The 23,729-nt window shown below is 59.8% G+C and carries 22 protein-coding genes; 14 read left to right on the top strand and 8 right to left on the bottom strand.

All coding sequences use genetic code 11. The annotated features are described in order from the left end of the window. Positions 1 to 444 (top strand): NAD(P)/FAD-dependent oxidoreductase (locus tag QZ653_RS09995; RefSeq protein ID WP_296419914.1); only part of this gene is annotated, 444 nt, incomplete at its 5' end. Here QZ653_RS09995 and QZ653_RS10000 read toward each other — a convergent pair. Continuing rightward, positions 441 to 1,337, bottom strand: coding sequence for a hydrogen peroxide-inducible genes activator (locus QZ653_RS10000; protein ID WP_296419915.1), 897 nt, complete (start codon positions 1,335 to 1,337; stop codon positions 441 to 443). The two genes, QZ653_RS09995 and QZ653_RS10000, sit on opposite strands and share 4 nt — an antisense overlap. A gap of 97 nt (positions 1,338 to 1,434) precedes the next feature. On the opposite strand from QZ653_RS10000, the gene katG reads away from it, so the two are divergent. The 7 genes from katG (at position 1,435) to QZ653_RS10035 (ending at position 9,567) form a co-directional block, all read left to right on the top strand. Next, positions 1,435 to 3,639 (top strand): catalase/peroxidase HPI, encoded by a 2,205-nt coding sequence (katG, locus tag QZ653_RS10005; protein WP_296419916.1) that lies wholly within the window; start codon positions 1,435 to 1,437, stop codon positions 3,637 to 3,639. 188 nt (positions 3,640 to 3,827) lie between these two features. Continuing rightward, a complete protein-coding gene (locus QZ653_RS10010) occupies positions 3,828 to 4,604 on the top strand; it encodes an ABC transporter ATP-binding protein (protein ID WP_296419917.1) in 777 nt (258 codons plus the stop codon). Beyond that, positions 4,601 to 5,314, top strand: a complete 714-nt coding sequence (locus tag QZ653_RS10015) for an ABC transporter ATP-binding protein (RefSeq protein WP_296419918.1) — start codon at positions 4,601 to 4,603, stop codon at positions 5,312 to 5,314. The genes QZ653_RS10010 and QZ653_RS10015 overlap by 4 nt, the downstream gene beginning before the upstream one ends. Position 5,315: 1 nt before the next feature. Next, positions 5,316 to 6,263: a branched-chain amino acid ABC transporter permease gene (locus QZ653_RS10020; RefSeq protein WP_296419919.1), complete on the top strand. Its 948-nt coding sequence runs from the start codon at positions 5,316 to 5,318 to the stop codon at positions 6,261 to 6,263. A gap of 1 nt (position 6,264) precedes the next feature. Beyond that, positions 6,265 to 7,365, top strand: coding sequence for a branched-chain amino acid ABC transporter permease (locus tag QZ653_RS10025; RefSeq protein WP_296419920.1), 1,101 nt, complete (start codon positions 6,265 to 6,267; stop codon positions 7,363 to 7,365). Then, the gene (locus QZ653_RS10030; protein ID WP_296419921.1) at positions 7,362 to 8,552 is read left to right on the top strand and encodes an ABC transporter substrate-binding protein; all 1,191 of its coding nucleotides are present in this window, start codon (positions 7,362 to 7,364) and stop codon (positions 8,550 to 8,552) included. Before QZ653_RS10025 ends, QZ653_RS10030 begins: the two co-directional genes overlap by 4 nt. 262 nt (positions 8,553 to 8,814) lie before the next feature. After that, positions 8,815 to 9,567, top strand: a complete 753-nt coding sequence (locus tag QZ653_RS10035) for a LuxR family transcriptional regulator (protein WP_296419922.1) — start codon at positions 8,815 to 8,817, stop codon at positions 9,565 to 9,567. Between the two features lie 384 nt (positions 9,568 to 9,951). Here the strand turns inward: QZ653_RS10035 and tsf are convergent, their stop codons facing one another. The 4 genes from tsf to QZ653_RS10055 all read right to left on the bottom strand — a co-directional run bounded on the left by tsf (position 9,952) and on the right by QZ653_RS10055 (position 14,631). Next, a complete protein-coding gene (gene tsf, locus QZ653_RS10040) occupies positions 9,952 to 10,830 on the bottom strand; it encodes a translation elongation factor Ts (RefSeq protein WP_296419923.1) in 879 nt (292 codons plus the stop codon). An 80-nt stretch (positions 10,831 to 10,910) separates the two neighbouring features. Continuing rightward, positions 10,911 to 11,789 carry a 30S ribosomal protein S2 gene (gene rpsB / locus QZ653_RS10045; protein WP_296419924.1) on the bottom strand — a complete coding sequence of 293 codons (879 nt, stop codon included), beginning with the start codon at positions 11,787 to 11,789 and terminating at the stop codon, positions 10,911 to 10,913. Between the two features lie 231 nt (positions 11,790 to 12,020). Then, complete coding sequence (locus QZ653_RS10050) at positions 12,021 to 13,169, bottom strand: sensor domain-containing diguanylate cyclase (protein ID WP_296419925.1); 1,149 nt, start codon at positions 13,167 to 13,169, stop codon at positions 12,021 to 12,023. Between the two features lie 109 nt (positions 13,170 to 13,278). Further along, entirely contained in the window at positions 13,279 to 14,631 is a 1,353-nt protein-coding gene (locus QZ653_RS10055; protein WP_296419926.1) for a HupE/UreJ family protein, read from the bottom strand. 22 nt (positions 14,632 to 14,653) lie between these two features. Between QZ653_RS10055 and QZ653_RS10060 the strand changes: the two genes are divergently transcribed. Next, on the top strand, positions 14,654 to 15,427 hold the full coding sequence (locus tag QZ653_RS10060; RefSeq protein ID WP_296419927.1) for a DUF4198 domain-containing protein: 774 nt from the start codon (positions 14,654 to 14,656) through the stop codon (positions 15,425 to 15,427). Positions 15,428 to 15,501: 74 nt separating this feature from the next. On the opposite strand, the gene QZ653_RS10065 is transcribed toward QZ653_RS10060, so the two are convergent. Then, the gene (locus QZ653_RS10065) at positions 15,502 to 16,176 is read right to left on the bottom strand and encodes a 1-acyl-sn-glycerol-3-phosphate acyltransferase (RefSeq protein ID WP_296419928.1); all 675 of its coding nucleotides are present in this window, start codon (positions 16,174 to 16,176) and stop codon (positions 15,502 to 15,504) included. Between the two features lie 162 nt (positions 16,177 to 16,338). Between QZ653_RS10065 and QZ653_RS10070 the strand changes: the two genes are divergently transcribed. The 3 genes from QZ653_RS10070 to QZ653_RS10080 all read left to right on the top strand — a co-directional run bounded on the left by QZ653_RS10070 (position 16,339) and on the right by QZ653_RS10080 (position 18,978). Further along, positions 16,339 to 17,229, top strand: coding sequence for a PfkB family carbohydrate kinase (locus QZ653_RS10070; protein ID WP_296419929.1), 891 nt, complete (start codon positions 16,339 to 16,341; stop codon positions 17,227 to 17,229). Beyond that, positions 17,226 to 18,131, top strand: coding sequence for a pseudouridine-5'-phosphate glycosidase (locus tag QZ653_RS10075; protein WP_296419930.1), 906 nt, complete (start codon positions 17,226 to 17,228; stop codon positions 18,129 to 18,131). Before QZ653_RS10070 ends, QZ653_RS10075 begins: the two co-directional genes overlap by 4 nt. A gap of 88 nt (positions 18,132 to 18,219) precedes the next feature. After that, positions 18,220 to 18,978 carry a DUF502 domain-containing protein gene (locus QZ653_RS10080; protein ID WP_296419931.1) on the top strand — a complete coding sequence of 253 codons (759 nt, stop codon included), beginning with the start codon at positions 18,220 to 18,222 and terminating at the stop codon, positions 18,976 to 18,978. Here QZ653_RS10080 and QZ653_RS10085 read toward each other — a convergent pair. Together QZ653_RS10085 and QZ653_RS10090 are read right to left on the bottom strand one after the other, a co-directional pair. Further along, a complete protein-coding gene (locus tag QZ653_RS10085; protein ID WP_296419932.1) occupies positions 18,975 to 19,994 on the bottom strand; it encodes a patatin-like phospholipase family protein in 1,020 nt (339 codons plus the stop codon). The genes QZ653_RS10080 and QZ653_RS10085 overlap by 4 nt on opposite strands. A 67-nt stretch (positions 19,995 to 20,061) precedes the next feature. Then, positions 20,062 to 20,847, bottom strand: a complete 786-nt coding sequence (locus QZ653_RS10090) for a 3-hydroxybutyrate dehydrogenase (protein ID WP_296419933.1) — start codon at positions 20,845 to 20,847, stop codon at positions 20,062 to 20,064. 178 nt (positions 20,848 to 21,025) lie between these two features. Between QZ653_RS10090 and QZ653_RS10095 the strand changes: the two genes are divergently transcribed. Together QZ653_RS10095 and QZ653_RS10100 are read left to right on the top strand one after the other, a co-directional pair. Continuing rightward, complete coding sequence (locus QZ653_RS10095; protein WP_296419934.1) at positions 21,026 to 21,556, top strand: hypothetical protein; 531 nt, start codon at positions 21,026 to 21,028, stop codon at positions 21,554 to 21,556. Between the two features lie 325 nt (positions 21,557 to 21,881). After that, entirely contained in the window at positions 21,882 to 23,714 is a 1,833-nt protein-coding gene (locus QZ653_RS10100; RefSeq protein ID WP_412766007.1) for an extracellular solute-binding protein, read from the top strand. Positions 23,715 to 23,729 lie beyond the last annotated feature (15 nt).

A 23,729-nucleotide genomic window follows, 5' to 3' on the forward strand; every position in this document is an offset into this window, starting at 1 on the left:
GTGGCCGACAGCAAGTTCGTCATCAATTATTTCCGCCTTTCCGATGACAATCGTCTGCTGTTTGGTGGCGGGGAAAGCTACGGCTACCGCTTCCCCCGCGACATTGCGGCGACTGTGCGCAAACCCATGGGCCAGATTTTTCCGCAGCTTAAGAACGTGCAGATTGATTATGCCTGGGGCGGCACCTTGGGCATCACCATGAACCGCTTGCCGCATTTTGCACGTGTATCGGACCGCGTATTGTCGATCTCGGGCTATTCGGGCCACGGGGTCGCTATGGCGACCTTGGGCGGCAAACTCGCCGCGGAGGCGGTGCAGGGGCAGGCGGAACGGTTTGATCTCTTCGCGACCTTGCCCAGCCCGCGCTTTCCGGGTGGTGCGGCGCTGCGGTCGCCGCTGCTTGCACTGGCGATGATTTGGTACGGATTGCGCGACAGGCTTTAAGGCAACGCGCTGGCGGCTTTTTTCACGCTGTCTGCGATGACGCGGAATTGATCGGCCAAGGGCGACGTCTTGCGCCAGATCATCCCGATGGTGCGTTTGGGGCAGGGCGCGTCAAACCGCGCCACAGACACATTGGCCGACCGCGTTTCCACCGCCACGGCCATTTGCGGGATCAGCGTCACACCAATGCCAGCCCCGACCAGTTGCACAAGGGTCGAAAGCGACGACCCGTCCAACCCCTCACGCGGCAAGGCCGACCGCATGGAGCAAAACGCAAGCGCCTGGTCGCGAAAACAATGGCCTTCTTCCAGCAACAACAACTGCATCTTTGCCAAATCCCGCGCGGCGGGCACGGGTCTGTCGGCATCCTCATCCGGGCGGACCAGCACGAAGTCTTCGTCGAAAATGGCGACCTCTTCGAACGACGGTTCTGACACGGGCAGGGCCACGATGGCCGCATCAATACGGCCGTCCCCGAGTTCCGTGATCAGCTTCGGGGTAAGGGTTTCGCGGATGTGGATGTCCAACGTCGGGTGGTCACGGGTTAGATGGCCGATAAACGACGGCAGCAGATAGGGTGCAATCGTAGGAATCACGCCGATGCGCACACGTCCCGACATGGCCTGTTGGGATGACCGCGCCAAATCCGCAACCTCATCAACGGACCGCAGAATGGCCCGCACGCGGGGCGCCAGATCCTCGCCCAGACGGGTCAGACGCACCTGACGTGAGGCCCGTTCAAACAGTTGCGCGCCCAAGGTCGCTTCCAAATCCTTGATCTGCATGGACAAGGCCGGTTGGGAAATTCCGACCGCATCGGCGGCATGTCCGAAGTGTCGGTGTTCGGCCACGGCCTCAAAATACCGCATCTGTTTGAGGGTCAGGTTGTTCATAACCCTGCCTTATCGAACCCATCAGAAAATACAAGTTCAACTAATGATGCAGCCTTGCTAGACCGGTGCCAAATTCAGCATCTGGAGGACCACCCCAATGGACGGCACCGTCGAAAAAGACATGAACGATTCCCAAGCCAAATGCCCCGTGATCCACGGGCCGCGTCAGGCGACGGGCACCACGGCCAACCAGCATTGGTGGCCCAATGCGCTCAACCTCAAGCCGCTGCACCAGAACCATCCGGGCGGCGATCCGATGGGCGGCGATTTCGACTATGCCGAGGCCTTCAAGCAGCTTGATCTGGATGCAGTGATCGCAGACCTGACCGCGTTCATGACCGACAGTCAGGAGTGGTGGCCAGCAGATTATGGCCATTACGGCGGCTTGATGATTCGCATGGCTTGGCACTCTGCCGGGACGTACCGTGTGGGCGATGGCCGTGGCGGCGCGGGGTCTGGCCAGCAGCGGTTCGCACCGCTGAACTCTTGGCCGGACAACGGCAACTTGGACAAGGCGCGTCGTTTGCTGTGGCCAATCAAACAGAAATACGGTGCGAACCTAAGCTGGGCGGACCTGATGATCCTTGCGGGCAATGTGGCGCTTGAATCCATGGGCTTCAAAACCCACGGCTTCGCAGGTGGCCGTGCCGATGTGTGGGAGCCTGAGGAGGATGTTTATTGGGGGCCTGAGACCGAATGGCTGGGCGATGACGCCATGCGCTATGATGATCCGCGTGAATTGATCGGCAATCTGGCCGCCGTTCAGATGGGCCTGATTTACGTCAACCCCGAAGGCCCCATGGGCAATCCTGACCCGCTGCTCTCGGCCCATGACGTGCGTGAAACATTCGCCAAGATGGCCATGAACGACGAGGAAACCGTCGCCTTGGTCGCGGGCGGTCACACCTTCGGCAAAGCCCACGGTGCCGCCGATCCCGAGGCCTACGTCGGGGCCGAGCCTGAGGGCGCGGATATCGCCGAACAGGGCCTTGGCTGGAAGCAGGGCTTTGGCAAGGGCCACGGCGTTGACACGATTACCTCCGGCATTGAGGGCGCGTGGACACCTACGCCGACCCAGTGGGATATGTCCTATTTCGACATGCTCTTCGGGTATGAGTGGGAGCTGACCAAATCCCCCGCCGGTGCCAACCAGTGGCAGCCAAAGGACCTTAAAGAAGAGGACATGGCCCCCACGGCGGACGGCGAAGGCAAAACCTTCATCATGATGACCACCGCCGACATGGCGATGCGCATGGACCCGGCCTACGAAAAGATCAGCCGCGATTTCCATGCCAATCCTGACAAGTTCGCCAAGGCTTTTGCCAAGGCATGGTACAAGCTGACCCACCGCGACATGGGCCCTTATGAGCTTGGCTTGGGCAAATACGTCCCCGATCAGCCTGAAAGCTGGCAGGACCCCGTGCCCGCCGTGACCCACGATCTGATCGCGGGTGCCGATGTGGATGCGCTGAAAGCGGCGATTGCGGACAGTGGTCTGACGGCCTCTGAACTGGTGAAAACCGCTTGGGCCTCTGCGGCGTCTTTCCGTGGGTCCGACAAACGGGGCGGGGCCAATGGCGCGCGCGTCCGTCTGGACCCTGCGAAAAACTGGGCGGTGAACGATCCGGCGGAGTTGGACAAAGCATTGGCCAAGCTGGAAGAGGTCCGCGCGGCCTTTGGCAAGGACGTGTCGCTGGCCGACACGATTGTGCTGGCCGGTGGCGTGGGCGTTGAAATGGCTGCGAAAGCGGCAGGCCACGACATCACAGTACCGTTTAACCCGGGCCGCACAGATGCCACGCAAGAGATGACCGATGTGGAAAGCTACGCTTGGCTTGAACCCAAGGCAGACGGTTTCCGCAACTACATCAAAAGCGGTGCGATCCGGTCTTCTGCCGAACATCTGGTGGACCGTGCCCAGCTGTTGACCCTGACTGCACCGGAGATGACCGTTCTGGTCGGTGGCCTGCGGGTCATCGGGGCCAACACCGGTGGCACGACGCACGGTGTGTTCACCGACACACCCGGCGCGCTGGACCAGTCGTTCTTCAAGAACCTGCTGGACATGAACACCGTCTGGGCCCCCAAAGGCGCGGACAGCGGCATCATGGAAGGCCGCGACCGTCAGTCCGGTGATCTGAAATGGACCGGCACACAGGTCGATCTGGTCTTCGGGTCAAACTCCATCCTGCGGTCCTTGGCTGAGGTCTACGCCTCCGCCGATGCAGAGCAGAAGTTCCTGAATGACTTCGTATCCGCATGGGTGAAGGTGATGGAGCTGGATCGCTTTGACCTGAAGTAATCCCGAAACACAGAACAAACGACGGCGTCCCGCGCAATCGGGGCGCCGTTTTGCCTTTTGACGCGGGGTTTGCCCCCCAATGTGACGATTCCCCATGGAAACGGGCCCCAAGCCTTGCTAGCAATTCGCATCCTGAATCAGGCGCGATCAACGCGCAGGTCAGGGCCAGACCTTGGGAGAGGGGCACAATGGCAACGGATACGGTTCTCAGCGTCGCTGGGTTGACCAAAAGCTTTGGCGGCCTGCAAGCCGTGCGCGGCGTGGATTTTGAGGTTGAGCGCGGCGCGATCGTCGGGCTGATCGGCCCCAACGGTGCGGGCAAAACCACCACCTTCAACATGATCGCAGGTGAACTGCCGCCGACAGCGGGCAAGATCACACTGATGGGCGAGGATATCACCGGACAAAGCACCGATACCCTTTATCACAAGGGGCTGATGCGGACGTTCCAGCTGTCCCACGAATATGCGCGCATGACGTCCATTGAAAACCTGATGGTCGCCGCCCCCGATCAGACCGGCGAAAGCATCTGGTCCAGCTGGTTTGCAAACGGCCGCGTCAAAAAGCGTGAGGCTGAGGTGATTGAACTGGCCCGCGATACGCTTGAATTTCTTGGTCTGACCCATGTGGGCGAAGAACTGGCAGGTAACTTGTCTGGCGGTCAGAAAAAGCTGCTTGAGATCGGGCGCACCATGATGAACGACAGCAAGGTTGTTCTGCTGGATGAACCCGGGGCAGGGGTGAACCCCACGCTCATGCGCAAAGTCGCTGAAATGATTGAACAATTAAATCAGGATCGTGGCTATACCTTCTGCATCATCGAACATGACATGGACATGATCGCGCGGCTCTGCGGCAAGGTTGTTGTGCTGGCCGAAGGTCAGGTTTTGATGCAAGGCACGATGGATGAGGTCCGCAACGACACCCGCGTCATCGACGCCTATTTTGGCGGAGAAGTCGTATGACGCCTGTGCTGTCCCTTAACAACCTGAAGGCCGGCTATGGCCAGACGGAAATCCTCCATGATCTGTCGCTGCATGTGATGCCCAACGAAATCGTGGCGATCATCGGCCCGAACGGGGCAGGGAAGTCGACGGCGATGAAATCGGTACTGGGGCTTTTGAACATCCGCGAAGGATCGGTCGAGCTGAACGGTGAAAACATCACCGACACGCCCGCGCAAAAGGTCATCGAGCGTGGCATTTCGTATGTGCCGCAGACCAACAATGTGTTTGTGAACCTCAGCGTTCAAGAAAATTTGGAAATGGGCGCTTGGACGCGGCCAAGCGGGGTCGAGGCTCGGCTGGATGAGATGTATGACCTTTTCCCCGACCTCAGCGAGAAACGCAATCAGGCGGCGGGGTCGCTGTCAGGCGGGCAACGTCAGATGGTCGCCATGGCCAAGGCGCTGATGGTGGATGCCAAGATTTTGTTGCTGGATGAACCCACTGCGGGCCTCAGCCCCAAGTATCGGGGTGAGATTTTTGCCACCATTCAGAAGATTAAAAACACCGGTGTTCCCATTCTAATTGTTGAACAAAATGCCAAGCAAGCATTGGGTGTGTCTGACCGTGGCTATGTGTTGGTCGACGGGGCCAACCGCCACGAGGGCACGGGGGCTGGCCTTGCTGGCGATCCTGAAATTGCACGCATGTTCTTGGGCGGGGGGCACTGATATGTGGGACGCATTCGGCTTTGAATTCGTAAACTTCTACCTCATCCCCGGTCTTGTGCTGGGCTGTATCTATGCGCTGGGGGCCATCGGCATCACGCTGACCTTTGGCATCCTGCGGTTCGCCAACTTCGCCCATGGTGAGATCATGATGTCGGGGGCTTATATCGCCTGGACCTTGATGACACTGGTGGGGGCAGCGGGCCTTGTGATCCACCCGCTGGTGGCGCTGCCCTTTGCCGCGATCTTTGTGATTGGTCTGTTTTTGCTCTGTGACCGGTGGTTTTACAAACCGTTCCGCAAGGCCGACACGATCAAGATCGTGATCGCGTCCTTTGGTGTGATGCTGATCATCCGGTCCGCTGTGCAGGTCATCTGGGGGCCCAACCAAATCGCCTTCGTGCGCGGCATTTCGCAACCCAATGCGGTCCTGCGAGAGATCACCGCCGATTGGGGTGCAATGATCATCATGCCCAACAAACATATCTGGATTTTTCTGGGCACCATCGTGCTGGTTGTGGCCTTGGGCTACCTGTTGAACCGCACGCGGATCGGCAAAGCCATGCGCGCGGTGTCCGACAGCCCTGATCTGGCCCATGTGACCGGCATCAACGTCGATATGGTCATCCGTGCCACGTGGATCGTAGGCGGTGTTTGCGCGACAGCGGCCGGTGTGTTCCTTGTGATGGACACGCAAACCTTGGAAACCACCATGGGGTTCCGCATGTTGCTGCCCATGTTTGCCGCCGCCATTCTGGGCGGGATCGGCAAGCCCTATGGCGCGGTCTTCGGCGGGTTGGTGATTGGTCTGGCCGAGGAACTCAGCGCCTATCCTTGGATCGGCGACACGCCGCTGTTGTCGCCGGGCTATAAAACCGGTGTCGCCTTTGCGATCATGGTGGTGATGTTGATCGTGCGTCCGCAAGGGCTCTTCAAGGGGAGGTCGTTCTGATATGGAAGCCTATCTGGGATATTTCCTTTACCTTCTTTCCTTGCTCACCGTGGGGGGCATCTACGCCATCTTCGCCTTGGGCCTGAACGTGCAATGGGGCTTCGCGGGGCTGTTTAACGCAGGCATCGTGGGCTTTGTCGCCGTGGGCGCCTATACCTATGCGCTTTTAACGACGGCGGAATCGACCTTCCACATCGGGGGCTTTGGCCTGCCATTGCCCGTGGGCATGGCCGTGGCCATGGCGATTGCGGCGTTGATTGCGGGGCTGATTGGCCTCGTGTGTATCCGGTTGCGGTCGGATTATCTGGCCATCGCCACCATCGGCATCGCGGAAATCATCAAGCTGATCTTCAAGAATGAAACCGACATCACCAACGGCCCGCGCGGCATCAACAAAATCCCGCGTTCGTGGGAGCATTTCAGCGAGGAACGATTTTACACCAGCTGGCCCATGTCGTGGTTTGCAAGCCCCGAACAATGGGAGGCGTTCTTTGCCAGCCTGCCCAACTGGTACTGGCAGCCGCTGTTTGCAGGCACGATCCTGCTGATTGTCTTCATCATTTACAAAATGCTCGAACGTGCACGCACGTCGCCTTGGGGCCGCATGATGACCGCCATTCGTGAAAACGAACCGGCCAGCCGTGCCGCCGGTAAGGACGTGACCAAACGCCGGATTGAGGCGTTCGTGATTGGCGCCGCCATCATGGGGCTGGGCGGGGCGCTGTTTGCGCAGCACTTGCGTCTGATCGAACCCACGAACACCTTTGACCCGTCCAAAGTAACCTTCCTTGTCTGGGTCATGCTGATCGCAGGCGGGTCCGGCAACAACCGTGGCGCTGTTTTGGGCGCATTTCTGATCTGGACAATCTGGTCCGCGTCAGAGCTACTGATCGCAGGCATGATCGACCTTGTGGGCGCTGTGTTCAGCACGCTTGATCCGTCGATCCTGGCAACGAGGGCAGGGTTCCTGCGCATGATGCTGATCGGCATCCTGATGCAAGTGATCCTGCAACGCTATCCCGGTGGGATACTACCTGAGGTGAGACCCGCATCACCGAAGGCCGAAAAAACGACCGCGGGTGCAACGGGAGAAACCAAATGAAAAAGATCCTTCTGGCCACTGCGGCCACGTGCATGGCGACCTCTGCCATGGCCGACGTCAATATCGGCAACCCAATGGCCATGACCGGCCCAATTCCTGACCTGAACGCACCAATTGCTGCGGCTGTTGATCTGGCGGCTGCCAACGTCAACGCACAGGGCGGCATGTTCGCGGACGGCGAAACGCTCAACATCATCCGCGCGGATTCCGCGTGTGATCCAACGGCGGCTGTCGACGCTGTGACCAAGCTGATCAACGTAAACTCCGTCTCTGCGATCGTGGGTCCTGTCTGTTCCGGTGCGACCATCGCGCAGGCTGAATCCGTGTCGATCCCGGCAGGCGTTGTGACACTGTCCGTGTCCGCATCCAGCCCAGCCATCACCAACATGGAAGACGGCACCGATCTGGTGTTCCGCGCTGCGGCCTCCGACGCGTATCAGGGCGTGGCTCTGGCTGAACTGGCGCTGGCCAACGGCTTTGACAACATCGCCGTCAGCTATGCCAACGACGACTACAATGCCGCCATCGCGGAAGTCTTCGTGCAGGCCTACACAGACCTTGGCGGCACTGTGACCGCGAACGAAGCACACGAGCCGAACAAAGCGTCCTACCGCTCCGAAGTTGCCACCATCGGTGCGACGTCCGAAAACCTCGCTCTGTTCTCCTACTACGGGTCTGGCGGCATCACGCTGATGCGCAACGCGCTGGAAACCGGTGCCTTCACCAACTTCATCGGTGCTGACGGCATGTTGTCTGATGAACTGATCGAACAGATCGGCGCAGAGAACCTGATGACGTCGACTTTCACGACATCTGCCTCCGACGACAGCACACCGTCCTTCGCCGCATGGAAAGCCATCGCGGACGAGGCAGGGGTGCCAGCCTCCGATCCGTTTGTGGCCAACGGCTATGACGCGACCTTCATGATGGCGCTGGCGATCGAAGCCGCAGGCTCTGACGACCGCGCCGCCATCGCCGAAAGCCTGCGTGCCATCGCATCCGGCCCCGGCGAAGTCATCCTGCCGGGCGAATGGGCCAAAGCGAAAGAGATCCTCGCCGCTGGTGGTGAGATCAACTACGAAGGTGCTGCAGGCAATCAGGACTTTGACGAAAACGGCGATGTGGCCGGCAACTTCTCCAAGTCCGTCATTGTCGACGGTGCGTGGCAGGCAGAATTGATCCAGTAAGGATCGTCTGACCATCCAGAAACAGACCGGGGCCTGTCCGTCAGGCTCCGGTCTTTTTCGTGGTAAACGGGGTGGGCCGGATAAATTACCAAATCATTGGTTGCGGAACCAAGTTATACAATTCTCATAATCAGTATTATGTAAAATTTATGTGGAAGAGAATTTGGTTGAATGATCAGTGCTTTACCGCAGGCAATGCATCCGGTTTGACCGAAAAGTAAAAAATGTTTCGCGCCTTGCCGATCAATGCTACGCATAGGCCATGGATACATTCCTCACCTATCTGGACCGTGTGACCAATGCCCCGTCCGTAGAACAGCTGTGGTCGCTGCATACAGACGCGATGGCCGCCTACGGGTTCGACCGTTTGATCTACGGCTTTACCCGCTATCGCAGCGGCGGATCATTGGGCGACCCTCAGGATTGGGTCCTGCTGACCAACCATGGCGACACCTTTATGGAAGGTTTCCTCAGCCACGGGCACATCTACCGCGCGCCCATGGTCCGTTGGGCGCTGAACAACACTGGCGCATGCAGCTGGCGTTGGATGTCCGAACCGGGAAACATCCTGGAACCTGAAAAAGCCGCCGTGGATTTCAATATCAGTCAGAATGTGACCGCAGGCTACACCGTCAGCTTTCTCAGCGTGTCCGAACGCACCAAGGGTGCGATGGCACTGACAGCGCGCCCCGGTCTGACCCAGGACGACGTTGAGGACATCTGGGCCGAACACGGCGATGCCATCACGGTGATGAACAATGTTATGCACCTGAAAATCCAGACACTTCCGTATTCCCAACGTCAGCTGACAAAACGTCAACGTGAGGTGTTGCAATGGGTTGGCGATGGCAAGACCACGCAGGATATCGCGATCTTGCTGGAACTGACGCCCGCAACGATCGAAAAACATCTCCGCCTCGCGCGTGAGGCGCTGGATGTGGAAACCACCGCACAGGCTGTCCTAAAGGCTGCGTTCTACAATCAGATGTTTGTGATCGATTCAGAGGCAGCGTAGTCAGAATTCGCACAAATATCTTGCAAACCCAGTCTCAAATCCATGTTTTAGGACCGGGTAAGGGATTCCGGACTGTGGTTTACCCTAGGTAAATGTGAAGATGGTCCTGTTCCGTGAGTGGTGGCCTTAGGCCTGGGAACAGCGTCTTCGAACCCTTGTGATTTCAAGGCCAGCGAAGGGGCGCCGGGTAACCGGACGTCGGCCTGTTCGGGCTTAGCCTTTGACAGGTCGACAATCAGTGTCTGTTGCGCAGTTTACCTATCCCTGAGATGCGCAACGTAGCGGTCCCGCTTTCTCCCAAAGCGGGGCCGCACCATCGTAGGCAAAGAAAAAGGCCGCCAAAATATGGCGGCCTTTCAATGCGTTCTAGGGCGATCTTAAAGTTTAGCCGCCCTGTGCAGCCTTGGCCACTTCGGCAGCAAAATCTTCTTTTTCGACCTCGATGCCTTCGCCGACTTCAAGACGGGCAAAGCCCGTGATCTTGGCGCCTGCATCAGCCGCCGCCTGCCCCACGGTCACGTCGGGATTGACGACGAAGGACTGGTTCAGCAGCGTGGATTCGGCCACGAACTTCTTCATACGGCCAACGATCATTTTTTCGATCACAGCCTCGGGTTTGCCTGACTCCCGGGCAATATCCATCTGAACCTGCTTTTCCTTCTCGACCACGGCGCTGTCCATGTCGGCCTCGGACAAAGCGGCTGGGTTTACAGCGGCGATGTGCATCGCAATCTGTTTGCCCAAGGCTTCGTCGCCGCCTGTCATGGCAACCAACACGCCGATCTTGCCCATACCAGGGGCGGCCGCGTTGTGGACGTAAGTGACGACTGTTTCACCTGTCAGAGCCGCCATGCGGCGCACGGACATGTTTTCGCCGATCACGGCAACCGCGTCGGTCACGGTCTGTTCAACGGTCTTGCCGCCCATGTCGGCTGCTTTCAACCCGTTGACGTCATCCACAGACAGGGCCACATCGGCGATACCCGCAACCATCTTCTGGAAATCGGCGTTCTTGCCGACAAAATCGGTTTCGGAGTTTACTTCAACCGCGATGCCCTTGCCGTCTTTGACAGCGACAGCCACCAGACCTTCCGCCGCCGTGCGGCCGGATTTCTTTGCCGCCTTCGCCAGGCCCTTGGTGCGCAGCCAATCGACCGCCGCCTCCATGTCGCCGTCGGTTTCGGTCAGCGCCTTTTTCGCGTCCATCATGCCTGCGCCTGTGCTGTCGCGCAGTTCTTTCACCAATGCAGCTGTAATCGCCATCTTTGGTCTCCTTAACGGTAAGATTTGTCCGGACGCAAACGGTGTCGCGTCCGGGTTCAGGATTTTGACAAGTTAAACTGTCAGCCTTTTGCGGCTTCAACGGTCTCTTGCGTGGATTCCAGCTTGTCGAGAAGGCCGTCATCCTTGGCGGCCACATCGTCGTGGGCCGTCTCGTCAGACACTGCGCCGGTTTCGACACCGGTGGACGCAGGTGCAAGTTCTTCTTCGACCGAGGCTTCCATTTCGCCGATGTCGATGCCGGCGGCACCCATCTGCGCGGACATGCCATCCAGCGCGGCACGGGCGGCCAGATCGGTGTAAAGCGCAATCGCGCGCGCCGCGTCATCGTTGCCGGGGATAATGTAATCCACGCCTGCAGGGGAACAGTTGGTGTCAACGACAGCCACGACCGGAATGCCCAGCTTCTTGGCTTCGGCGATGGCCAGATCTTCCTTGTTGACGTCGATGACGAACAGCAGATCAGGAACACCGCCCATTTCGCGGATGCCGCCCAAAGACGCCTGCAGTTTGCCCTGCTCACGTTCCATGCCAAGACGTTCTTTCTTGGTCAGGCCTTCGAAGCCACGCTCGGCTGCTTCGTCGATCGCCTTGAGGCGGTTGATCGACTGGGACACAGTCTGCCAGTTGGTCAGCGTGCCGCCCAGCCAACGGTGGTTCATGTAGAACTGTGCGGATTTCTCAGCAGCGTCCTTGATCGGCGCCTGTGCCTGACGCTTGGTGCCAACAAACAGCACGCGGCCGCCTTTGGAGACAGTATCGCGCACAACCTGCAGGGCCTGATCCAGCATGGGAACCGTCTGTGTGAGGTCCATGATGTGGATGCCGTTGCGGGCGCCGTAGATGAATTCTTGCATTTTCGGGTTCCAGCGCTGTGTCTGGTGTCCGAAGTGAACGCCGGCCTCAAGCAGCTGGCGCATGGTAAACTCTGGAAGAGCCATGGTCGTTTCCTTTCCGGTTTCAGCCTCGACGGGGGTATCAGGCCCCTGCCCCACATGGGTGACACAGGCCCAACCGGTGGATGTCTTGGGATGTCTCCCCAATGCACCCGCCCCCGTCTGGGGATTTCGTGTCGCGCGTATAAAAGGCGGGTGTCCGATGCGCAAGCCCCCAATATGCGAGTGGGGCTTTATGACCGGCCAGCATTCACCAGCAAGCCATCCGTTGTCGCGTCAGGCGACCTGATGACGGAACGCATCCGCCTGATCCTTGGCCCCTTGCAGGACCTTGAGGCCTGCCAGAAAGACCACAGCATTGCGCCCTTTGGACTTGGCCTGATAGAGGGCGCGGTCCGCAGCCTCCAGCATCTTGTCGATCTCGACGGGCGACCGCATCCAGACGGCACCGACAGAAATGGACAATGGCAAGGCGTCGCAGTCCACTTCGAAGCCAGCGTTTGACACGACTTCGCGGCAGCGTTCCGCAATGGTTTCCGCCTCTTGAGCGTCAATATTGGGCAGGATCACCGCAAATTCGTCACCGCCCAGCCGGACAAAGACATCGTCCATCCGCAAGTTGTTGGAAACCAGTTTGACCACATGCCGCAACACGTCGTCCCCAACCGAATGTCCGTAGGTGTCATTGGTCTGCTTGAACCGGTCCACGTCAAAATACAGCAGCGCCCGCCCCGCTGTTGAGGGCAGTTTGGAATTGAGCTGCGGATAGGTCAGATCAAGCCCGCGCCGGTTCAGCAGTCCGGTCAGATGATCGGTGTTGGCATTGACCATGGAGGCCTGCGCTTCGGAGATAAAGGAAAACTCGCCCGTAATCAGGTAGTGGATCAGGAGCGAGCCGAGCACGCTCGAGACGACCATATAAGGGAAAAGGTTGGTGAACAGATCAGCCCACATGGCTTGCGGCGTGGCAAAGATCGCAACGCCCTGACTGGACAAAAGGATGCCGAGGATCAGCGACTTGGCCCATTTTGCCAGGTTCAGATCCTTGATAAACACCCGCCACAGACAGCCCATGGCAAACACTGTTGCCATGCCCACAACCGCAGGCACGACACCGGGCTGTCCGATATAGGCGCGATACAGGATGCCGACACCCAGCGTGATCGCCCCGGCAATCGGGCCCAAAAGGGCCGCCGCCGTGCCCACCAAAAGCGCCCGCATGTCAAAGATGCCCGTGTTGTTGGGCAGGATGATCGGATCGGACATGGACATGACCAGCGCAAAGGAAAAGAGCGCGCCCATCACAGCCTTGTTCCGCAAGGGCCGTCCGCCGCCGCGTTGCAACAGACTGATCATCAGGATCAAGGCCATGATCAACGCGATCGCATCCACGAATGTCGTTGTCATTTTCATCAGGTCGGTCATCGGGCTGTCCCACGGAGTTCCATGAAACAGCCCTATCCCAAAGGTCACTAATGAACCGTTACCCGGCCCCGATTACTTGCCGCCGTGGTTGTGAGAAGGTTAACGCCCCTCAGAGGAACACGCGCTCCACCACCCAGTAGGCACCCACCAGTGCGATGGCGATACTGGCCGGCATGGCGACCATGTGGCGGTAGGTGTCAAACCGTTCCACCGCGCAGGACGCCGAACACAGCCCGCTGAGCGCTGCGACCATAAACAGCAGCGGCAAATAGGCCTCTACCGCGTCTGGGCCCATGGCCGAAATCGGGATCATCGCCACAGGCACGGCCACAATCGCGATCGCCATGTAAGCCCAGGCCGCACCACGGTTCACCTTGCCGTCCTCGCTCAACCGGATGGCGCTGACCACGATGATGAAGGCCACCGCGATGCACAAAAGCTGGCCCAGTTCCACCCCGATGTTAAAGCCCAGAAGGGCCGGAATGACCGCACCGTCCGGCAGGCCATAGGCCGTCAGAACGGAGGCAAAGCCGAGCCCGTGCAACAGCCCGAAGCCGAAGATAATCGCGGGCCGCCACGGGTTCAGCCCGTCGGTAAAGATGTTCTCGACCGCGATGTAGACAATCGACGCCGCGATGATGCTTTCCACGATCCACATGTATTCATCGGGGATGTTGACAATCCCCAACGTCGCCAGCGCCAGCGTCACGGTGTGCGCGGCCGTAAACGCCGTGACCTGCCACAACAGAGGACGGATGCGTGCGGCCAGAAAGAACAGCCCCAAAACAAACAGGATGTGATCCAGACCCAAAGGCACGATGTGTTCGACACCTACGGGGATAAAGCGGAAAAACGCCTCCCATCCGGTCATCTCGTTGCCGCCGCCCAAAAGGACCTCTTCGGTCAGGCCGCCGCCGGACAGATATCCGTCCCAGCCGCCTTCGACGCCCATCTGACGCAGAACCAGCACGCCGTACTCGGCGGGCCATTCGATCTGCATCGTCGCGGCGTCTTCCGGCAGAGGCGCGGAAAACCGAACGGTGGACTGGCGCACGACCTCTACATCGCCGACCTCGGGGACCATCACGGCGTCAAGGGTCAGTGGCGCCTCTTCTCCGTTGACCAGAACAGTGATGTCTTCGGCCATCGTGGGCCAATAGCTGCGGAACGCAGCCTCGAATGCCGCCGGATCCTGGGCGCGCAAGGCATCATATGTTTCGGCCTGGGGCGCGTTTTCGGTGTCTTCCAACCCGTCAAGATCAATTCCTGCCACAAGGCTTTCGAAATTGCCCTCAAGGCTGAAGGTCAGGCGGCCGTCGACGGCCTCCATATCGCCGATCGTGGGCAAGACCTCATGTGCAGCCACCGATGACGCCGCCGTGATCCATACCAACGCGGCCATTGACACCAGCCATCCCAGTGTCACCTTAGCCCCAACCCAACCGGAGTTTACAATGCGCATCCTTGCCGCCCTTTTTACTATTATGTCCGCCCTGCCCGCCCAATCCCATGAATTCTGGATTGAACCGCTGGACTATCAGATTGAATCGGACACTACGGTGCAGGGTATCCTTGTCAACGGGCAAGAATTCGCAGGATCAACCGTGGCCTATCTGCCCTTGCGGTTTGACCGTTTTACCATTTCGTCGGGCATGCGGCAGGCGGATGTGGAAAACCGGATCGGGTCGTCGCCCGCCCTGGATACAGAGCCTTTTGGCGAAGGCCTGCACGTGGTCAGCTACCAGTCGCGCATGTCGACCCTGCCCTATACCGAATGGCAGAAATTTCTGAATTTTGCCGACCACAAGGATTTTCAGGATATCGAAGCGCGCCACGACGCCCGTGGATTGCCCCGTGAAGGGTTCCGCGAAGGATACTGGAGGTTCGCCAAATCGCTGGTCGGGGTCGGGTCGTCCCTGGGGCGGGATTTCCGCACCGGGCTGGCGGTGGAATTCGTAGCGCTGGACAACCCCTACACAGCCGATCTGTCGGACGGTCTGCGCGTGCAGCTTTATGTGCTGGACGACCTGAAGGCCGACGGACAGGTGGAGCTGTTTGAAAAAGCCCCCGACGGCTCGGTTGAGATCACCTTGCACCGCACCGATGCCGACGGGATTGCGACCCTGCCGGTCAAGGCAGGACACAGCTACCTCGTGGATCACGTCTATCTGCGCGAACCCTCGGCGGATCTGGCCGAACAGGCGGATATCGTATGGGAAACCTTGTGGGCCGCGCTGACCTTTGGTGTGCCTGAATAAGTCACCTTAGGGGAGTGAGGCTGGCCGGCCCTCCGGGGGGAGTTTTTCAGGCCAGATGAAGACAGGGGACAGGTCTAGCCATTCAGGCGGCGTTCAAGATCGGCGTTGAAGGCGGCAAGGTCTTCCTTCGGGTCAAGATCGGTGACAGGGGTCAGGGTCAGTTGCACGTGGCGGCGGCCTTTTTGGCGGCCAAGAAAGCTCCAGAATTTGTCGTGTTGGGCGGGCTGGAATTGGCCCAGCCCGTCAATATGCAGCGTCATGACAGGTGTATCCGGATGCGCGGCCAGAATGTCGCGGACGCCGGACAGATGCGGCGCGATGATTTCTTCGGGCTGGCGGCGGATTTTCCCTGCGGGGAACAGCAAGACGGAATTGCCGTTGCGCAGCACCTTGCCGATGATCTTCAGCACCTTTGTCTTGCGCGCCGCGCGCCGTTCAGCCTCCCATGATTTGGGTGACGACAATGCGATTGCACCGGACACATACATGGGAAACCATTGGGCCTTGTTGTGGAATTCATCCCAATGGACTGTGGGCCGCACCCGCGCAGTGGAATACAGCATCGCCGCAATCAGCGGTCCGTCGTGGCGGCTGACGTGGGTGGCGAGGATCAAGGTGCCGGGTTGGGCCTGCAACAGATGTTTGCCGGACACGCTGACGTTATAGAACAGCGCGTAATAGCTGCGCACGAGAACGAAGAAAAAGTGCCGAGTCCAGCGCCCCAGCGTTTTGTCAAAGAACCGTTTCATATCCTACCCTTTCGTCATAACTCTGCGTCAGGTCTGCGCTGATCACAATCATGAACATTGTTCATGTGATTTCTTAGTTCAAGGCGAAACCATCACGGGTCAGGGAAACCCGACCTGTCGGGACACATTGACCTCCCTGCGCAAAACCGCCATTCGAGGGGCATGAAACAGCCAGATATCCTTTGTATCGGATCGGTCCTGTGGGACATCATCGGACGGTCCACCTTGCACATGCGCGCGGGATCGGATGTGCCGGGCCACATCACCCGCCTGCCCGGCGGTGTGGCCCTGAATATCGCCATGACGCTGGTGAATTTCGGTCTGACGCCTGCGGTCTTGTCCGCCGTGGGGCGCGACGCGGAAGGCGATGAACTGGTGGGTGAGGTCAGCCGCATGGGCATCGTGACCGATCACCTTTACCGGTCCGATGATCTGCCCACCGACGCCTATATGGCGATCGAGGGCGCCAACGGGCTGACGGCGGCCATTGCCGATGCCCATTCGCTGGAACAGGCGGGCATGAAAATCCTGCGACCTTTGTTTGATGGCGCCCTTGGCACCGATGCGGCCCCGTGGTCCGGCCTTGTGGCGCTGGACGGGAACCTGACACGGGATCTGTTGGCCGATATCTCAAAATCGGCGCTCTTTGCGGCGTCTGATCTGCGCGTGGCCCCGGCCTCCCCCGGTAAGGCGGAGAGGTTGCTGGCGCTGGTGGGTCACCCGTCGGCCACGCTTTATGTGAACCGTGAGGAGGCAGGATTACTGTGCCAGACCACATTTGACGCCGCCCAGGACGGTGCGCGCGCTCTGGTGGCGCGCGGCGTGCACCGCGTCCTTGTCACCGACGGCGGCAACCCCGCAGCCGAGGCCACGGGCGACATCCTGCGTCTGGCCCAACCGCCCGAGGTGCTGGTGACCCGTGTCACCGGCGCAGGCGACACCTTCATGGCCGCCCATATCGCATCCGAAGTGCAGGGCATGGCCCCGCAAGCGGCCCTTGAACGCGCGTTGAGCGCCGCCGCCACCTATGTGTCCGGAGGAACCCCATCATGATCCCCCTTCAATACAGCCCCGAGGTTCGGACCGCCAAAGAGGCCGGCGCGCCATTAGTGGCGCTGGAATCCACCATCATCACCCACGGGATGCCCTACCCCCAGAATGTGCAAACCGCCCGTCTGGTCGAGGACGATATCCGCGCCCTTGGCGCGACACCGGCGACCATCGCCGTCCTCGCTGGCACACTACACATCGGGCTGACCGAGGAGCAGTTGGACCAGTTGGGACAGGCCCGGGATGTGGCGAAACTCAGCCGTGCGGATATGGCCGCCTGCATCGCCACAGGCGGCACCGGTGCGACCACAGTGGCCGCTACCATGATCGCGGCCCGTCTGGCGGGGATTGACGTCTTTGCCACCGGCGGCATCGGCGGCGTGCACAAGGGCGCGGAAACCACTTTTGACATCTCGGCCGACCTGCACGAACTGGCCCAGACACCGGTGACTGTTGTGGCCGCAGGGGCCAAGGCCATTCTGGATCTTGAGAAAACTTACGAAGTACTGGAAACCCTCGGCGTGCCGGTCATTGCCTTTGGGCAAGACCATCTGCCTGCGTTCTGGTCCGCGACCTCGCCGCTGACCGCACCCCTGCGGATGGACGATGCCGCCAGCATCGCACGCGCCCACCGGATGCGCGCCGCCATGGGCCTGCCTGGTGGCCAGCTGGTCGCCAACCCGATCCCCGCTGACGCGCAAATCCCGGCTGAAACGCTGGCCCCGATCATTGCGCAGGCGCTGGATGAGGCAGACGCCCAAGGGATCGCCGCGAAGGCCGTCACGCCGTTCCTGCTGGGCCGGATTTTCGAACTGACCGATGGCGCGTCCCTGACGGCCAATATTGCGCTGGTGCGCAACAATGCCCGGCTGGCTGCACAAATTGCAGGCAGTTTGACCGGCTGAGGCAACCAATGACCGCGCGGCGCATTGTGGAACATCACACCATCGCCTACATAATCCCCAACCGCATGTTTTTCAGGCCCTATTCCCCGTGACACACACCCCCGACCCCCAACCGCGCCGCGGCTTCATCGCCAGCCTGCGCAACAATTTTATCGCGGGTCTGGTGGTCATTGCGCCCATTGGTCTGACGCTGTGGTTGATCTGGACCGTGGTCGGCTGGGTCGACAGCTTCGTGTGGCCGTTCGTGCCCGACGCCTATCAGCCCGAACAGCTTCTCAACCGCGTGATGGGCAATGCCAGCCCTGCGGATGAAGACTGGGTGACCGTCAACGTGCGCGGCATCGGGGTGATCATTTTCCTCATCTTCACCATGCTGGTGGGCTGGATGGGCAAGGGTCTTTTGGGGCGCAGCTTTCTGCGCTGGGGCGAAAGTGTCGTGGCGCGGATGCCCGTGGTCCGGTCGATCTACAACGGCGTCAAACAGATCGCCGAAACCGTCTTTGCCCAGACCGAGACCAGTTTCGACAAGGCGTGCCTGATCGAATATCCGCGCAAGGGCATCTGGGCCATCGGCTTTGTGTCGACATCCACCAAGGGGGAGTTGTTGGACAAGGTCGGCGTCGGCCCCATGACCTCCGTCTTTGTGCCCACCACACCCAACCCCACGTCAGGCTTTTTGCTGTTCTTCCCCACCGCTGACATCATCGAACTGGATATGTCGGTCGAGGATGCGGCCAAGTTGGTGATCTCAGCCGGGTTGGTCTATCCGGGCGAAAAGGACACCGAAATGCCGCCCGCCCTTGATGAACTGGCGGACAAGATAAAGTCCGGCAAATCAGACATTTAGGGGGCGAACATCGCCTCCAGATCAACGGTGTCACGTTCGTTGATGTCGTCGAAATGGGCGTCAAGAAACTGGGACGCAGCGGCCTGACCGGCGGCCTTGAGCCGCGCAAGGACCACCGGATTGGGCAGTGATTTGGTGGCCACGCTCAGATCGTTCATCAGCTTGTCGTCCGAAATCATGTGCACCAGCACGTTGCGCATGGCCCCCTGCGGGATCGTGCCCGCGTGCAACAGACGTTTGACGAAATTGATGGCGCGCAATTCCCGCAACAGCGACGTGTTAAAGCTGATCTCGTTGATCCGGTTGGCAATCGACTGCGGATCGGTGGGGATGTCATCGCGGTGCAGCGGGTTGATGTTTACGACCACAATGTCATCCGGCACGTCGCCCTCAAACAAGGGAAACAGCGCCGGATTGCCCGTATATCCGCCGTCCCAATAGGTCTCTCCGTCGATCTCGACCGCCTGGAACAATGTGGGCAAACAGGCCGACGCCATCAGCGCCGGGCCGGAAATCTCGTCTCCGGTGAAAACCTTGATCTTGCCGGTGCGCACATTGGTCGCCCCCACAAATAGCGCCGGTCCCTGATCGGAACACACGTCATCATAACGGAACTGTTCCACGATGGGTTTCAGCGGATTGGAATAGAATTTACCGGTGCTGTAGGGCGACATGATCCGCGTGGCCATGTCAAAGGCCGCATAGGCCGGCGAATAGGCCATGGCCTGCGCCAAGAGCGGCGCCGCAGGAGCGACTGCATCCATCCACGCGATCAGCGCATCATCGGTCACCGCCCCGATCTGCGACCAGAACCAGTCCAGATTGGCCTTGGCCCCCGCGCGCCCGTCCTTGGCCCATCCCGCCTTGAGGGCCGCACCGTTCATAGCCCCCGCAGAGGTGCCCGACATGGCCGCAATCTCAATGCGTTCGTCATCTAGCAGCCGGTCCAGCACGCCCCATGTGAATGCACCGTGGGCACCGCCCCCCTGCAAGGCCAGATTGATCCGTTTCACCATGCGCCCGAATCCTCAGCGCGGATATCTGCGCACAACCCGTGCAGGATGTCGCTGTTGAACCCGTTGATCACAACGCGGTCCAGCCGCCATCCACGGAAATGGTCGTCCCCGTGATCTGCGCCGCTGCATCCGATGCCAGAAACACAGCCGTGCCGCCCAGTTGTTCAACGGTGGCAAATTCCTTGCTGGGCTGACGTTTCAGAAGCACATCGCGCACGACGGTGTCGCGGTCCATGCCGTATTCCTTCATCGTGTCGGGGATCTGCTTTTCCACCAGCGGTGTCAGCACATAACCGGGGCAGATGGCGTTGCAGGTAATGGGGTCTTCTGCGGTCTCAAGTGCCACGGTTTTCGACAGGCCCACCACCCCGTGTTTGGCCGCAATATAGGCGGATTTGTAGGGCGAGGCCGTCAACCCATGGGCCGAGGCGATGTTGATGATCCGCCCCCAGCCGCGTTCGCGCATCCCCGTGACCGCCGCCGCCGAGGTGTGGAACGCCGAACTCAGGTTAATCGCAATGATCGCATCCCATTTTTCGGTGGGGAACTCCTCGATCGGGGCCACGTGCTGGATGCCTGCGTTGTTGATAAGGATGTCACACCCGCCTGCTGCAACCACCAGACGGCGGCAGTCTTCGGCCTTGGACATATCGGCGGCCACATATGTCGCCTCTACCGAAAAATTCTCCGCAATTTCGGCGGCCAGCGCGTGATCTTCGTCGCGGTCCGTGAAGGAATTGAGCACCACATTCGCCCCCGCCTTGGCCATCTCGCGGGCCACGCCCAGCCCGATGCCTGAATTGGACCCCGTGATAACGGCTGTTTTTCCCGCAAGCGCGCCTGATGTCGTCATGGTTCGATCTCCTTCATGTTGCATTGCAGCATAGCGGTGAAAGCGGGCGCGGCAATGGCTGGCGGCATCACAGCTCCGACATTGTGCCGTTGGCCCCCGTTTCATCGTCTTTGTGCCCCAATCTGTTCCCATTGTGGCGCTATCACCGAAGATATCTTCAGCAATCAGGCCCCGCATCATGTCATCTGACGGCCCCCTTCTAACCAATGCCTCCGCCGCGCGGTTCCTGTACGGATCGTTCCGCTTGCACGATGGCGCATGGGTCTTTGAGGGCAGCGTCATCACAGGCGCGGGGTTCACCTACGATGCCGCGACCGGCCTGCCGGTCACCGGTCAGGTCGCAGCCATCGCTCTCCAGACCCGATCCGAGGCGGCGGTTCTCGCCGTTCATGCCCACCGCGCCTGCCCCGATCACGACGTCGCGGTGCTGAACCATGTCTATGAAGACTGCCCCACAGGCTGGTTCGATCCGGTGGCGGTCTTCGGCCCCGCCGCGCTGTCCCGTTCCGAACAAAACGCACCGGCGGTCCGTGACATGCCCGAACTTGCGCTTCAGACCGGTGACATTCTGACCGACGCCGATTTGCGCGACATCTTTGGCACGCGGGTGCGCAAGCTGCAGCGTCTGGCCCGCACCGCCGTCCGGCCGGATGTGGATTTCTGGGATATCGACCCGGACGGGGCCTCTGCCCACCGCGCATCCGCCTAACGTGCCCCAAATCTGGCCGCAGGCCGGCTGCGCGCTCCGCGTCAGAACACCGATTCTCTGATCATTAACGAAGGTTAATCCGGAAGGTCTGAAATGCACCTGTCCGTCGCCGATTTATCCAATAAAACTTGGACAGAAAAAAACCCTGGCCGAAGCCAGGGTTAAGTCATTGAGGCAGGTTTCATACAGGCAAGAAACCTATCGAGCAGTGCCCTTCTTATAAGCAAATGCTTGCCCGCATCCAAGCTAAAAGTTTGAAATGGTTTGTTTCCCCATCTAGGCTACTCCCAAAAGAAGCCATAATTCATCGGGGGAACCACACCACATGACACGTCCATTCCTGATCCAAACGGGTCGATCCTTGCGCGCACTGGCCCTTGCGGCCACCACATCCGCGCTGGCCACCATCGCCGCAGCCGAGCCGATGCATGGCATAGCTATGTATGGTGACCCCGCCCTGCCCCCAGATTTTGCGCATCTGCCCTACGCCAACCCCGACGCGCCCACGGGCGGCGCGATGGTCACATCGACCGTTGGCAGCTACGACAGCCTGAACCCGTTCATCACCAAAGGCACGTCTTATTGGCAGCTGCGGTTCTTGATGGGTGAAAGCCTGATGGCGCGGTCTTTGGACGAACCTTTCACGCTCTACGGCCTTCTGGCCGAATCGATTGAGACCGCGGATGACCGCTCATGGGTGGAATTCACCCTGCGCCCCGAGGCCCGATTCTCTGACGGCAGCCCCGTGACCGTCGAAGACGTCATCTGGTCCTATGAGACCCTGGGCACCATCGGCCACCCCCGTTATGCGGGCTTTTATTCCAAGGTCGACACGATTGAACAGACGGGCGACCGGTCCGTGCGGTTCACCTTCAACGTCGAAGACCGCGAACTGGCGCTGCTGGCGGGCCTGCGTCCGATCCTGCAAAAGGCCCAGTGGGAGGGGCTGGATTTTGCGGAATCCGGCATCGACAATATCCCCGTCGTGTCCTCGCCCTACGTGATCACCGATTTCGAACCCAACCGGTTCATCGAATTCAGCCGCAACGAAGATTATTGGGGCGAAGATGTCGTGCCCTTTGTGAACGGTCTTTATAACCTCGACACCCTGCGGATCGAATTTTTCGGGGACGAAGTGGCCGCGTTCGAGGCGTTCAAGGTGGGCGATGTGAACTCCAACCGCGAATTCAACGTGAACCGGTGGGACAGCCAGTATAATTTCGAACTGTTGCAGACCGGCGAATACGTAAAATCCGTCCTGCCCCATTCGCGCCCGTCCGGTATGACCGGTTTCGTGATGAACACACGGTCGGACCAGTTTGCCGACATCCGTGTGCGTGATGCGATGATGCATGCGTTCAACTTCGAATTCATCAACGACACGATCACGGGGGGCGCGCAGCCGCGCATCACGTCCTATTTCTCCAACTCGCCCTTGGCGATGCAGGAGGGTCCGGCCACGGGCCGCGTTCTTGAGTTCCTTGAACCCTTCGCAGACAGCATCCCCGAAGATGCGATCAGCGGCTACGCCCTTCCCGTCTCAGACGGATCCGAACGCAACCGCGCCAATATCGGCGCCGCTTTGGCGCTGATGGAAGAGGCGGGCTACACCATTCAGGACGGTGTCATGACCGGCGAAGACGGCACGCCGTTCACCTTTGAAATCCTGCTGGAAAACGCCTCGACCGAGAACACGGCGATCATCGACATCTACACCGAAAGCCTCAGCCGGTTGGGGATCACCCCCACGGTGACCTTGGTGGATGGCGCGCAGTACAAAGAACGCACCGATGCCTATGATTTCGACATGACCTACTACCGTCGTGGTCTGTCGCTGAGCCCGGGCAACGAACAATACCTTTATTGGGGGGCCGAGGCTGCGAACACCACAGGGGGCCGCAACCTGATGGGGGTGCAGTCCGAAGCGATTGACGCGATGATCAACCGCCTGCTGACCTCGGACAGTCAGGACGATTTTCTGGCCGCCACCCGCGCCATGGACCGTCTGCTGACCGCTGGGCGCTATGTCATTCCGATTTATCAGTGGAACATCAGCCGCATCGCCCACGACGCGGACCTGAAATTCCCCGATACCATGCCGATCTTCGGCGACTGGCCCGGCTGGCAGCCGGACGTATGGTGGTACGAAGAGGGGTAAGGTCGCCACCAATCC

The sequence above is a fragment of the Pseudooctadecabacter sp. genome, assembly GCF_020627745.1.
GTDB lineage: Bacteria > Pseudomonadota > Alphaproteobacteria > Rhodobacterales > Rhodobacteraceae > Octadecabacter.